This is a genomic window from Pseudomonas sp. I2 (assembly GCF_040984075.1).
Classification (GTDB): domain Bacteria; phylum Pseudomonadota; class Gammaproteobacteria; order Pseudomonadales; family Pseudomonadaceae; genus Aquipseudomonas; species Aquipseudomonas guariconensis_B.
In genome coordinates this window covers 1-419 of the sequence record NZ_JBCGFQ010000190.1, presented here as the reverse complement: position 1 = coordinate 419, position 419 = coordinate 1, and the positions used below count along the sequence as shown (strand labels likewise).

Sequence of the window (419 nt, the reverse complement as noted above, 5' to 3'; positions counted from 1 at the left end):
CCGCGCTGCGGGCCCGCACAGAGGACGCATTTATTGCCCGTTACCGTCCGATGTATATCAGGCAGACAGGGCAGGCCACGGGGGCAGGCTGTATTGCGCGTGCTGACTTTGAAGCCCGACAACGGGCGGCGCGGACGGATGAAACCACCTATGTGGTGCAGGGCTGGCGACAGGGTAACGGTACGCTGTGGCAGCCCAACCAGCGGGTGATTGTCTTTGATCCGGTCTGTGGTTTCGACAATACCGACCTGCTTGTTTCGGAAGTCACGTTTACTCAGGACCAGAACGGCACCCTGACGGAAATCCGTGTCGGCCCGCCTGATGCTTATCTGCCTGAACCCGAAGATCCCGGCGCGCGGAAAAAGAAAAAAGCCAGAGTACAGGAGGACCCGTTCTGATGAGGGCGATTGAAACCATAC

General features: G+C 58.9%; 1 pseudogene. It reads left to right on the top strand.

The features are described 5' to 3' along the window. Nucleotides 1–398: pseudogene (locus WCE05_RS26195) on the top strand (baseplate protein); the annotation flags it as partial. Between the last annotated feature and the right edge of the window lie 21 nt (nucleotides 399–419).